Origin of the sequence: Candidatus Tisiphia endosymbiont of Ptychoptera albimana (genome assembly GCF_964026605.1) — a bacterium.
Taxonomy (GTDB): Bacteria; Pseudomonadota; Alphaproteobacteria; order Rickettsiales; family Rickettsiaceae; genus Tisiphia.
This window is the reverse complement of sequence record NZ_OZ032164.1, coordinates 649998-663085: the sequence shown is the minus strand read 5'-3', so window position 1 is coordinate 663085 and position 13088 is coordinate 649998. Positions and strand designations below refer to the sequence as shown.

Below are 13088 nucleotides of genomic sequence, written 5' to 3'. Positions count from 1 at the left end.
TGTACTGAGTCTTGACTCTATTCCATTGACAATGCTCCTATTAGTGGCAGTTCATCATTATAATTAGGACAATAAATCTCTTCGCAAGTAGTATTCCCTATATATTTTTTTACTCCTGTATGATTCATTTGTTCATCAAATAATATTAATTTTTTGAGATCTTCGTTTATATAAGTTTTATAAGCAACTAATCTGACATCATTTCTACAATCTTTTGCTTCATAAATACCAGGTTTTAATTGCTTAATGCCATTTTCAGCATTTTTTCTTGAAGTCAAACCTTTTCCTAGAATGTTCTCCCACTTACTAAGATCATCTAATTTTAAACTAGGATCAATAGCAGCGTATAAATTAGGAAATATATTAATTGCATCTAATAACTTAATTTTAGTCTCTGCATTGATTACCCACCCAGCATCTTGATCTTTATTAACTGGATTTATCGATTGTTCTAAAAGAATTTTTTTACTTAATTTGAAATATTTGTCTATTTCTTGAGGGTCATAGCTATCAATTATATCATCATACGAAGGCAAAGTTTGTGGTGGTCTAGTTTTTTCTTTTGGGACTCTTTTTTCTATCTGTAACTCTTCGTCATTACTTAGAGTTATTTCATCCAGTTCTTTATCTTCAATTTCCGCTTGTTTTTCTGGATACGATTCCTGAGGATTATCTAAAAGTTCCTTATAAGCTTCTAAAATGTGTTTGTGAAATAAGTATAAAGGATCGTTTGATTTATAGGATATAGCTAGATCTATATATTTTAAGGCAATGTCATAATTGCAACCACTAGAATATAATACTGATAGCTTATAAAACAGTGCTGATGTTATATCAGAATCAAGCTTTTTTATAATTGCACTGACATTCTCAACACGATTATCTAATAACAATCTAGCTTCTGCCTGAAATTCAAGTGAGATTTTGTTAAACTCTGCTTTTTTCGCTATTACCTCATTTTTTAATATTGACCTATAATATTCTATGTATTTTTCATCATTTAATGATATAGCCAATTTAAGATTGGTAATAACTATATTGTGCTTATCTGTATAACAAAAATCTTTTATTAATTGCAAATCAGTATATTTCTGGTTATTTAAAACATCTTTAATCATCTTTATACAAGGTAACGCATCTGGATGTTTATTAAATAGATCATCTGCTTTTTTATACTTTCCTGTTCTAATGTATAGACTATATAAAATAGTGACAGCAGCTTGATCAGGATTATGTCGACAATATTTTTCAAAATAATTTATAGCTTCTAAGTGTTTATTCTCAGCAATTAGTATCATCCCGTTATTCCAGTAATGATTGGCTTGTAATACTGCAAAATCTTGTTGTTTATCAATCTCATGAAGTTGAGAAGGGCCTATTAGAAAAGAGCGTATTAGTTGATCTGCAATGTTTAAAAAATATTTTGCCTCTTCTATATTATGAATATTAATAAAATATTGTGTTAAGTTTTGGGAAAGTATTATTGATTCTTTAAAGAGTTGCTTATTACGAATTACTTGTAAAGTATCTTGATCCATTGATCCAATAACTTTGGTAAAATCAAGAAACAATTCAATCAATAGTGTTGTGCTCTTATCTATAAAACCTATAATTAATAGGAAAGACTCTTTTATACACTGTATATCCTTAGGTGTTACTTTGTCTTCTGATTTATATTTGTCTTCTGATTTATAGTTGTGTAAGTTTAGTAATGCTTCGGCATAAGACGTCCATACATTTTCACTTTGACCTATATTTAAACTATTTTTGGTAGAGATTACTTTTACTATATTATCATTTGGCTTCTTAAATGTGATCCTTGGATCAGTTGGATGAATTTTACCAATTTCAATATTGCCATAGTCTCTAATAAATTTGGCAAATGGTTTGTTGTATGTATACTGCCCCCCTCCCTTCTTCTCTTGATAAGAACATAAATTAACAAGCAAAGCTTCTGTTGTTAGTTCTTTTATATTAGTTTCCACAGTTCCCACAGTTCCCAACATTCCTTTCTTAATTAGTGCCATTAACACGTCAGGATGAGCATTAGAACAAATATTTTCTATAAACTCTTTATCACTTTGTCTTGTTGGAAGTGATTTAAGTGAATTAAGATTTATTTGAATTTCTCTTTGTGGTAAAAGCTGAAATTTTTTTTTGCTCATATAATTTGCATCTAATTAGTTAATTATTAATCCGTTATAAACGGATTAATAATTAATGCAATAACTTTTTTGCATTAGAAGTCTAATTTTGACAACTATATATAAAATCCTTAATTATCGGTACAATAAACTGTTTGAATTTGCTACCACTAAATAAGCCGTAATGCCCAACTCCCTTTTGTAAATGATATTTTTTCATTGTCATAGGAATACCGGAACACAAATCTAATGCAGCTTTAGTTTGTCCAACCGCAGCTATATCGTCATTCTCGCCTTCGATACCTAGTAAAGCACAATTTGTTATATTTTTTAAATGAACTTTACGATTTTTTGAGACAAATTCATCTTTGGCAAGAGCAAAATCTTTAAATACTTCTTGTATTGTTTGGAGATAGAATTCTGATGTTATATCCATAGTGGCTAAATATTCATCATAAAATTTTATGGTATGATTAGCTTTTTCAAGGTTGCCATCTAGCAAATTTTGTAGTAAATCCAAATGCGAATTAATATGCCGAGTAATATTTAAACTGATAAAACCCATAAGTTGTAAAAACCCTAGATAGACATTTCTTCCGTAACCAGGATAGTTAAAGGGGACGGATGTAATCATCATTTGGCAAAACCATTGCATGCTTTTATGGATTGCAAACAAGTCAACATCTGTAGGATTAAGCCTTGCATCAATAGGTCCACCTATCAGAATCATTGACCGCGGCACATTTACATCATTATTTGCAGACATTATACTAATGGCAGCTAGAAGGGGGACTGTTGGTTGGCATACTGCCATAGTGTGCAGATTTGGTCCTAGAAACGTCATAAACTCAATTAAGTAGTCTATAAAATCATCTAAGTTAAATTTACCAAGTTGATTAGGTATAGTGCTTGCATCAAGCCAATCTGTAATATATACATCTGCATAGGGGAGCATTTCAGTTACAGTGTCCCTAAGTAAGGTAGCATGGTGTCCTGACATTGGAGCAATTATTAATAACTTTGGCATTTCTTGCTTAATACCAATTTTGCTAAAATGCTTTAATTGACAAAATGTTTTAGTAGCAACTGTTTTTTCTTTAACAACATAAGACGTACCATCAATAATACATTCATTAATGTTAAATTCTGGCTTCTTGTATGTTCTAGTCATCCTTTCAGCAAGTGTCAAATATGCTAACATAACGTGAGTATAGCCGCTATCTTTTACAGGATTATTACTATTTTTAAACCACTGCTCTAAAATTTCTATGTTTGCTCGCATTGGAATAAGCATAGTTTTAAAGCCTTCTAGTGCATAATAAAGATTATTAGAACTGCCATTATGCATAATATTTGTCCTTTAGAAGTCTGTTTATGCTTTAATTTTATATAATTAAGTGTTAATAATATACTCAAATACTGCAATATTCAAATGATTTACCCCAATTTGGGATAAGAATTGATAAATTCTTATCCCGAATTTGCGTATTTGAGTATACTGCTCGTAAATGAAGAGTTGGTAGACGAAGGTCAACTTCAAGAAGAGCTAGGAGTGTCAAAGTCGAGCAGCGGAGCGTACATTAGTACGTGAGCAGCGGAGATCTTTGGTCGCGGGAACGCCAATTCTTGAAGTTCTACCTAAGTATATTAGTGCTAATGAATTATTATGATAATATAAAGGTGATGCATAAAAAAATTGTGGCGATTATTGGTAGACCCAATGTAGGGAAGTCTACGCTCTTTAATCGTTTGGCTATCAGGAAAAAGGCTATCGTACATGATCTCCCGGGGGTAACACGTGATCGAAAATATGCTGATGCTCAAATTGGACCATTCGATTTTACGGTAATTGATACTCCTGGTTTAGAAGAAGTGGAAGGTGCGAAATTAGAATATAGAATGATGCAGCAGACTGTAGAAGCCATTCTAGAAGCAGATTTACTATGCCTTATGGTGGATGGCAAAAATGGTGTATTACCGGAAGATAAGTTTTTTGCTAATTTTATCAGAAAATATGATAAAAAATCTGTGTTGATTGTCAATAAATGTGAAGGACGGTTTGATTTTGCTAAAGAATACTACAAGCTTGGTTTTGATAATGTAGTGCCAATTTCTGCAGAACATGGTGTTGGTATGGCAGATTTACACGATGCAATAACTGAAAAATTAGGAGATGAGGAACTAGAGGAAGAATTAATCGACCCAATAAAGGCTGACTATATACAAATAGTGGTGAGTGGTAGACCAAATGCAGGAAAATCTACTTTTATTAATAGTATTATTAATAATGAAAGATTGTTAACAGGACCTGAAGCCGGTATAACAAGGGAATCTATAGAAATTGATTGGCTATATAATGATAATAAATTTAAATTAATTGATACGGCTGGTCTAAGAAAAAAGGGAGCTATTAACAAGTCCTTAGAAAAATTATCAGCTTCTGATACTATTAATAGTATTAAGTTTGCTAATACTGTTATTCTGATGGTTGATGCACAAATGAATTTGGAGCAACAAGATCTAAATATTGCTAGTTATGTTATAGAGCAAGGCAGAAGCCTGCTTATAGTAGTTAATAAGTGGGATTTAATTGAAGGGAAAAATAGAGATAAATTTAAGGAAGAATTTCTTTATAAGATGGAAACCAATCTACCACAAGTTAAGGGAGTATCGATAATATTCATATCAGCCTTAAAAAAGCAGAATATTAATATGGTATTAGATGAGGCTATAAAAGTTTATACTTTATGGAATAAAAAAATTGCTACTAGTAAACTGAATAATTGGTTAGGTTTTGCACTCGAGCAACATCCTCTGCCCTTACAAAAAGGTGGTAGACGTGTTAGAATTAAATATATGACCCAAACAAAAACTCGCCCACCAACTTTTAAATTATTCTCTAATAATCCTGAGAAAATTACGGATAGTTATACTAGATACCTTGTAAACAACTTGCGGGAAGCTTTTAATTTACCCGGTGTGCCAATAAGATTTACTTATACTAAAACTGAGAATCCATATGTAAAGTCATAGGTCTAATGTAAGTAGAGTCAATTAAATTTTATTCAGAAGATAACCAATTATTTTGAAAAAGAGTTTATCATGAATAAGGGATAGTACTACTTCTATGGTAATTAATATTATAATGATCCATTCAAGTCTAGTTGAGTGTTTATAGTTTAAGTCATTTGACAAAATGTTATAGAGTTCATGGATCATGTTCAGTCGATGGTTAAGAATATTCTGACGAATTTGAATATCTTGAAACTCTGCAGTCATTAAGTATAAAGGTTTATAACTAGGACGACGCCAAAAAAATTCAGGAGTATCTAGTATATCGCTGTGTAAATTAATGGAATATCGTTCGTTAAATAATATGCCAATTTGTTGAGATATTTCCTTTTTTGAAAGTGATACACTGCCAGTGCTGGCTAGTTCTTGTTGAATTGGCGTTGTTTTTACAATTAAATTACTTACTGATTTTTCTAGTACACTAAGCTTAACTGACTGAGCTAAAGCATGCGATATAGATAATTTTATAAAAGTTGATTTATCTGCTAGAATGATTTGGTTTTTTTCTTCATCTATAAAGGTTTTACCTGTAGTTTTATCATAATCAAAATAAATAAAGTCAGACATTATCTCGTCAGTTTGATTAGCTTGCAGAGCTACTATATCGTCTAGAATCATTTTCTCTTGGCTTTCTTCAGCTCCCCATATAGTAACACAGCCAAATGGGAAAAAGAAAACATCTATAGGGTCTAAGTTTTTTACTTGTTCTTTTTGAATATATAGTACATCATCAAAGTGTTTAGGTTCAAGACCAATCTTATTGAGATTTATTACTAAGTCATTCATCTTATATTCAGAAGTCGTACAGTAGGAAGCACATCTCATATAATAAATAATTTATAGCAAACAACTATTGCATCAGTATAATATAGTATTATAAAACTTATTAAAGTCAATTAAAATATCATAGTTGGTAATTATGTATGAAATATTAACAAATAGAGCAATTATTGAAGTTGTGGGTGATGATGCGATGAATTTTTTGCATAATTTGACAACTAATGATATAAAAAATAATGATTATTGTTACAGTTATGCTCTAAATAATCAAGGAAGGTATTTATTTGATTTTTTTGTATTAAAACTATCAGCAACAAGGTTTTTTATTGATATAAATGTTAATCAGTCTGATTTATTTAAAAATCACTTAGTGCAGTATAAATTACGTGCTAAAATTGAAGTGAACGACTTAACTAACATCTATCAGGTTATTTACTCAAAACAACAGTTGGAATTTAATGGATACAAAGACCCTCGTTATGATCAACTCGGTTTTCGTTCCATTGTTAGTAAAGATGTACCAATAACTACAGGAACAGCAGGACTATACCTGCAAGATAAATATAATTTTGCCATAGTTGATGGGTATGAGGATCTAATTTTCAACAGATCCATTCCGGTCGAATATGGCTGTGAGGAATTAAACGCTGTAAGTTACACTAAGGGTTGCTATATTGGACAGGAAGTTATTTCTAGAACAAAATACCAAGGAGTAGTAAGGAAAAAAATATTTAAATTATACTCTCCTTCCCCTTCGAATTGGCTCCGTAAAACTGTGGGGGATTCGCGTGCTCACGTACTAGATGTACGCTCCGCTCACTCACCCCTTGTTTTACGTTCCAATTCGAAGGGGAAGGAGAGTATATCTGCTACTACAGACAGTTTAGATATCTCAAAAGATAATGAAATTATGGCAAATAATACAAAAATTGGTACAATATGTTCGATTTATCAGAACATGGCAATAGCTTTAATTAGAGTGGACGACTATCATGTATCGCAAAACACAGTTATTACTGTAAAAAACTTAACCGTTTCTTTGGTTGTTCCACCTTGGCGTTACAGATAACTATTTTGTTATTGCGAGGAGTCACTTTTGACAGTTGTACTCCTAGAACCTAAACGGGTTAGCTATAACTTGGTCATTACTTGGTTACTTTTTTGATTATTATGGTAGAGTGTTGTCGTGTTTTGCCCAATTCAGGTAATTGTGGCTGTACTGGAGTTAAACCTAATTTCTCATAACCACCACATATTCTCACAATGTTCTCCAACTCTTCTAATGCTGTACTACTTGCATCTGCTGTTTTCTCTCGTTGATATTCTGTTGCATGGGTATCATAATGTTTTCCTACAAACTGACTTGCTAGATCAGGATATAGCTCAGCAAGTTTGTGCAATGATTTTCTTTCTTGGGCTAGTAAGTTAGGTAATGATTGTAATTTAGCAGTTGTCCGCTCAAGAGTCTCATAATCAAAATACTCGGACAATCCAACTTCCAGCTCTTCAATGGTTGGTAGGGCAGTTTTTATATTTTCTGGCAAGCTTTCAGTCAACTTATATTCAGCAAGACCAATTGGCTTAGTAATGTCCCGTAGTGCATATTCGGCTTTGATTTGTTCTCCTTTATCCTTACAAAGAATTAAGCCTATAGATGGATTATCAGTTGAATGTTTTAATTGTTCATCAACAGCTGATAAGTAAAAATTTAATTGTCCTACATCACGAGGAGAAAATTTACCTGCCTTGAGCTCAATAATTATAAAGGCTCTAAGATGCAAATGATAGAATAACAGATCAATATAATAATCTTCATTTCCTATTGATAATTTATATTGTCGTCCCACAAAGGCAAAGCCTACTCCAAGTTCAAGAAGAAATTTTTCCATATGAGAAACTAACGCTTTTTCAACTTCTCTTTCATGTGCTTCATTGCCTATGCTAAGGAAGTCAAAAATATATGGATCTTTTAGAGTATGATGGGCTAAATCTGACTGCGGAGATGGTAATTTATTTTTAAAATTTGTTATAGCTTGACTCTGACGTTTATGTAGAGCTAATTCAATTTGCATAACCATTACATTTCTTGACCAACCATATGTAATAGAGTGCTTAATATAAAAAAGACGAATCTCTTTATCTATTACCTTATCTAGTAAAGTAATATTATGATACCATGTTAATTGTGCAAGTACCTCTTGCACAAATGTAGGTTCAGGATATTCTTTAGCAAATTGTCGCATATATTTAAGGTTTCTAGTGCTAAATCCTTTCATTTCAGGAAAAGCAGATATTAAATCACGACTAAGTTTGTCAATTATTTTAGTTCCCCAGGCATGTTGCTCTTGACGAGTCAAAATCTCGCTACCAATATGGTGATATAAAATTATCAGCTCTTTATTAACAGATCGTGCTGCTTGATAGCGACTTGTAGCTACACGGACTTTTAACTGTTCTAAAAACTCTTTATATTCTGTAGTTATAATATTTTTATCCATGGTATTTCTATTAATTTATTGATTACCTAACTTAATTACTATAACTTCAGCTCTAGATAATGATAACTCTTTAAAAAAATGTGGGCAAGAGTAATGTATTGAGGAATGAAAAAAAATAAGCAACCTTGCAAAAATAATGAAAATTGTTATTAGTGGAACATAAAAATCTGTTATATTTATTATATATAGTTAACCCTAGGAGGACACAGTATTAGTAGCAATGAGAAAGAACAGCAAGATACCATATGAGTAAGATTATATTTTTAAATGGATGTGGCTCTGCTGGTAAAACATCTATCGCAAGAGCAATACAGTATTTAAGTAAGGATTCTTGGCTTACTTTTGGCATAGATACTTTTATTAGTATGACACCATTACCATGCTCATCTGATGATAAACCGAATGTTAGATACTTTTCCTTCATTCCGGGGACAAATGATCGTGGACCAACCATGCGTGTTGAAACTAATCCAAAAGGTGAACAGCTCTTTGGTATCATGCCAGATTTTGCCAATCTACTTGCAAGTCGTAACAATAACCTTATCATTGATGAAGTCTTATTTGAAGATGATTGCCTCAAATCTTATATAAAAAGCTTGAATGGCTATATTGTCTATTTTGTTGGAGTTTTTTGTGATCTTTCAGTGATGCAGGAGCGAGAAATTTTACGCTGTGATCGTGCTATAGGTTTATCTAATGACCAAATAGATAGAGTCCACGTAGGTAGCCTGCGAGAATATGATTTAACAGTTGATACTACGAGCAAGTCACCTTTTGAGATTGCCAAGCAAATTCTGATTTTTGTAGAGGAGAATCCTGCACCACAAGGTTTTATAACTATGCATGAGAGATTACAGTTATGACGCTTCCCTTAAAACCTTTTTATTTTTTACGTCATGGTGAAACAGATTGGAATCGACACCATATTTACATGGGTTCGCAGGATATTCCTCTTAATCAAACTGGAGAAAACCAAGCACGGGAAGCCTCTGATATTCTTGGAAAAAAGGGTATAAAGCATATTGTTACAAGCCCGCTTATGAGAGCATACAGGACTGCTGAGATCGTCAATGAAAAGCTAAAGGTTGATATTACAATTGTCCCGGAGTTAGCAGAATGTTGTTGGGGTGAATATGAAGGCAAGTCCGTTGATGATAATATTGGGAAAAGATGGCGAGATGGCAATACTCACCAAGGAGCAGAATATGTAAATGATTTTGACAAGAGAGTTTTGTGTGCTTTAAATAGTACGCTCAGCTTTCAAGACCCCGTTTTAATTGTTGCACATAGTGGAGTTTATTATGCTATCCAAAGACTTTTAGGATGGCCAATTATACATCTTAAAAATTGTTCTGCTATTTTTCACAGTCCACCAATCGGACAAAGTCAATTATGGTCTATATGTGAACTAAGTTAACCTCAGGTTAGTTGTGAGGAGGAGATTTATGAGTAATATCAAAATTCGTTACTGTGCAATGGAGGACCTCTCTTGCATGTTGCCTCTCATGGAACAACTTGGGTATAGGTCTTCAGAGGATAGAAAAATTGATCATTATTATGAAGTTATAGCCAAGAAAAAATAAGATAAACCTTGTTACAGGATATGTTATGAATATTCATTTTGAAAAAGCTAACTTAAGTCATAAAGACACTATTTTTAACTGGTTAAAAGAACCCCATGTTCAGGAATTTTGGGATAATAGCCAAGAACATAAAGATGATATTTTAAATTTCATCAACGGTCGTATAAAACCTTCAAGTTACGCAGATGGTCTATACACATATTGGATTGGGTGTATCTATAACGAACCTTATTGCTTGGTCATGACACTACAAGAAAAGCAGGAATATTCTATACCACTACTCAAAAAAGCTTATCTTTCAAAGCATGGTCACACCTATAGCATGGATTATACCATTGGTAATATAGCCTATTTTGGCAAAGGATTAGGGGCAAAGACTTTAGAAGTATTTATTGATTTTATTAGAAGTAGTTATGATAGCCAAGTTGATACTTTTTTTATCGATCCAGATGTCACAAATCCAAGGGCTAGACATGTTTATGAAAAGGCAGGATTTAAATATATCGATGATTTTATTATGGAAGGAGATGGTGTATTTGCTGGACGCAAAACACATTTTTTAGTAAAGCGATTGTAATCAATGGTACAAATTAATACCAAAATAAAGAATACAGTAAAGTTTCAGGAAAATATTTTAATCCGGCTTGCTGAAACTACTGACATCTCATCATTTGTCGCTCTGTCATATAAAAAGCGTCGTGCTTATGAAAAAGTTCAGCCACAGTTTTGGAAATATGCCGGTCCTGAAGCTGAGAAATCTCAAAAGCAATGGTTCGAAGAGTTATTGAGGTTAGACGATCACATTATGCTAGCTGCAGTTTACAAAGAAAAAATATTAGGTTTCATCATCGGTAGATTAATGTCAGCACCAAAAGTCTATAACCCGGGTGGACTAACGCTTATGATCGATGATTTTTGTGTGGAAAGTAAACACGATTGGAATTCTATTGGTCAGAAATTGATTAAGGAAATCAAGAAACTCGCAAAAACTAAAAATGCTACTCAGTTTCTTGTCGTTTGTGGTGCATATGACGAACCCAAACGTAATTTCCTTAAAAGCATGGGCTTAACTGTAGCTTCTGAATGGTATGTGGGAAGAATTATGTGATTACAGGAATGAATCATGTTACTTTAGCTGTAGTTTGATCAGTCTTGTGAGTTTTTTCGTAATACTCTGCTGCTTTAAATAATTATTTTTTTAATATCATGGATTCACGTATTAAATGGTAATACTTGCGTTTGCCCGCCTCTTGTTTGTTGTTTCCATTCTTCAAATCATTATGGGTATACTCCCCAAATCTAACTTAAAACAATGGAAATCAGTTGTGTTTATTATGAATTGTATTATAATAAACTATTTAGAGGCTTTATTTTAACCTGGGGTTATCTTAAGGCACGAATATTACTGACTTTAAATTAACCTACTCCAATTCGGGATAAGAATTAACTAATAGACTTGCTGCATAAATCAAAGATAGTTGAGGGATTTTTAGGAGAAACGAAGCCGAGCACCGCAGCGTACACAGACGTACGTGAGGAGCGGAGGCGAGTTTCGACGACAAAATCACCAACTAGATTGACTTATGCAGTAAGTCTAATTCTTATCCCGAATTCGCGTGACTACGTGGAATGACACCCTAGGCCTAGGCTATTAAACCGATGTCTTACATCGATATTTGAGATTAAATTAGTAGATTTAAGGACGGTTATGTATAGAAACTTTATTATTATAATCTTATCTTTCATGCTTACAGGTTGTCTGCCAGCTGTTTTTACTGCAGCAACTACCTCTACTCTTGCAGTTGCAAAAGATCAATCAATTGCGGAGACAATTGATGACGTAAAAATAGCTACAAAAATCAAAGCTTCTTTTATAAAAAATAATTTCAGGGAATTATATACTAAGATTAAGGTTGAGGTAAATCAGGGTAGGGTACTACTGACTGGAATCATAGACAAAAAAGAAGATGCATTAAAAGCTGTAGAAATTGTGTGGGGTGAAAAAGGAGTTTGTGAAGTTATTAATGAACTAATAATAGATAAAAAAAGTGATCATTTTGACTTAGTGCAATATACTAAAGATGCTATGATTACTAGTCAGATCAAGGCTAGAACTTTTGTTAACCGAGATATAAAATGGGTAAATTATACCATTGTTACAGTGAATGATATAGTATATATATTTGGTATAGCAAGGTCTGAGGAAGAATTAGAAAAAGTTACTTCTATTGCTTCCCAGATTAATGGTGTGGCAAGGGTTGTCTGTCATGTTAAAATAAAAGAAACTGAAGAAAATGATAATAAATAATCTCAATTCGATATAACTTGTCATATCAAATTCAGGTTAAATATGATATAAATGAAAGTGAAACTTAGATATATTCTTTTGTTGCTAGTTTATTGTATAGGGCTTAGCTCTTGCTCTACTAAGCCTAGTCTATATCGTAAATTATCGCAGGAAGATCCTAAAAATGTTCATTATAAGGGGCATTATAAGATAGGTAAAAAATATACTATCAAAGGTAAGACTTATAAACCTAAGGAAGATATTAATTGCAACCAAGTAGGTATAGCATCTTGGTATGGTTCTAAGCATAAATTTCATGGAAAAAAAACAGCAAATGGTGATACATATAATAAACATATGCTAAGTGCAGCCCATCCTAGTTTGCCATTACCTAGTTTGGTTAAAGTGACTAACTTAAGTAATAATAAATCTCTTATTCTTATGGTTAATGATCGCGGTCCTTTTAAAAAGAACCGTATTATAGATGTTTCGGAAAAATCTGCTGAAATTTTAGGATTTAAAAAACAAGGTACAGCAAAGGTTAGAGTACAATATATGCATAAGGAGACTAAAGAATTTTTGAATAATATTGCTTTAAAGCCTAAGGAAAATTGTATTGCAAAAAAGAAAGTAGCCAATCCTAAATGTAGCGTTAATTGTCATATTAAATTAGTAAATCTAAAACATAAATTGGCAGTTAACCCTTGATGATTTTTGTATTATA

12 protein-coding genes and 2 pseudogenes are annotated in these 13088 nt (G+C 32.5%); 10 read left to right on the top strand and 4 right to left on the bottom strand.

What is annotated here, in order from left to right; all coding sequences use genetic code 11:
• Window positions 1–17: 17 nt before the first annotated feature.
• Window positions 18–2165 (bottom strand): hypothetical protein, encoded by a 2148-nt coding sequence (locus AAGD36_RS03190; RefSeq protein WP_341755923.1) that lies wholly within the window; start codon window positions 2163–2165, stop codon window positions 18–20.
• Between the two features lie 82 nt (window positions 2166–2247).
• Window positions 2248–3492, bottom strand: coding sequence for a polyhydroxyalkanoate depolymerase (gene phaZ, locus AAGD36_RS03185; RefSeq protein WP_341755922.1), 1245 nt, complete (start codon window positions 3490–3492; stop codon window positions 2248–2250).
• Between the two features lie 335 nt (window positions 3493–3827).
• Here phaZ and der point away from each other — a divergent pair, with 335 nt between their 5' ends.
• Complete coding sequence (der, locus tag AAGD36_RS03180) at window positions 3828–5177, top strand: ribosome biogenesis GTPase Der (RefSeq protein ID WP_341755921.1); 1350 nt, start codon at window positions 3828–3830, stop codon at window positions 5175–5177.
• Between the two features lie 21 nt (window positions 5178–5198).
• Here the strand turns inward: der and AAGD36_RS03175 are convergent, their stop codons facing one another.
• A complete protein-coding gene (locus AAGD36_RS03175) occupies window positions 5199–6002 on the bottom strand; it encodes an RMD1 family protein (RefSeq protein ID WP_341755920.1) in 804 nt (267 codons plus the stop codon).
• Between the two features lie 133 nt (window positions 6003–6135).
• Between AAGD36_RS03175 and AAGD36_RS03170 the strand changes: the two genes are divergently transcribed.
• The gene (locus AAGD36_RS03170; RefSeq protein ID WP_341755919.1) at window positions 6136–7065 is read left to right on the top strand and encodes a folate-binding protein; all 930 of its coding nucleotides are present in this window, start codon (window positions 6136–6138) and stop codon (window positions 7063–7065) included.
• A gap of 397 nt (window positions 7066–7462) precedes the next feature.
• Here AAGD36_RS03170 and AAGD36_RS03165 read toward each other — a convergent pair.
• A pseudogene (locus AAGD36_RS03165) lies at window positions 7463–8494 on the bottom strand (PDDEXK nuclease domain-containing protein); the annotation flags it as partial.
• Between the two features lie 245 nt (window positions 8495–8739).
• Between AAGD36_RS03165 and AAGD36_RS03160 the strand changes: the two are divergent.
• From AAGD36_RS03160 to AAGD36_RS03125, 8 genes and pseudogenes are all read left to right on the top strand, one after another.
• The gene (locus AAGD36_RS03160) at window positions 8740–9357 is read left to right on the top strand and encodes a phosphotransferase-like protein (protein ID WP_341755917.1); all 618 of its coding nucleotides are present in this window, start codon (window positions 8740–8742) and stop codon (window positions 9355–9357) included.
• Window positions 9354–9911, top strand: a complete 558-nt coding sequence (locus tag AAGD36_RS03155; RefSeq protein ID WP_341755916.1) for a histidine phosphatase family protein — start codon at window positions 9354–9356, stop codon at window positions 9909–9911. Before AAGD36_RS03160 ends, AAGD36_RS03155 begins: the two co-directional genes overlap by 4 nt.
• Before the next feature lie 28 nt (window positions 9912–9939).
• A complete protein-coding gene (locus AAGD36_RS03150; RefSeq protein ID WP_341755915.1) occupies window positions 9940–10077 on the top strand; it encodes a hypothetical protein in 138 nt (45 codons plus the stop codon).
• A gap of 25 nt (window positions 10078–10102) precedes the next feature.
• Window positions 10103–10654, top strand: coding sequence for a GNAT family N-acetyltransferase (locus tag AAGD36_RS03145; protein ID WP_341751740.1), 552 nt, complete (start codon window positions 10103–10105; stop codon window positions 10652–10654).
• Between the two features lie 3 nt (window positions 10655–10657).
• A complete protein-coding gene (locus tag AAGD36_RS03140) occupies window positions 10658–11185 on the top strand; it encodes a GNAT family N-acetyltransferase (protein ID WP_341755914.1) in 528 nt (175 codons plus the stop codon).
• Window positions 11186–11533: 348 nt separating this feature from the next.
• Window positions 11534–11710, top strand: a complete 177-nt coding sequence (locus tag AAGD36_RS03135; RefSeq protein ID WP_341755913.1) for a hypothetical protein — start codon at window positions 11534–11536, stop codon at window positions 11708–11710.
• 75 nt (window positions 11711–11785) lie between these two features.
• A complete protein-coding gene (locus tag AAGD36_RS03130; protein ID WP_341755912.1) occupies window positions 11786–12385 on the top strand; it encodes a BON domain-containing protein in 600 nt (199 codons plus the stop codon).
• A gap of 72 nt (window positions 12386–12457) precedes the next feature.
• Window positions 12458–13072, top strand: a pseudogene (locus tag AAGD36_RS03125) (septal ring lytic transglycosylase RlpA family protein); the annotation flags it as partial.
• Between the last annotated feature and the right edge of the window lie 16 nt (window positions 13073–13088).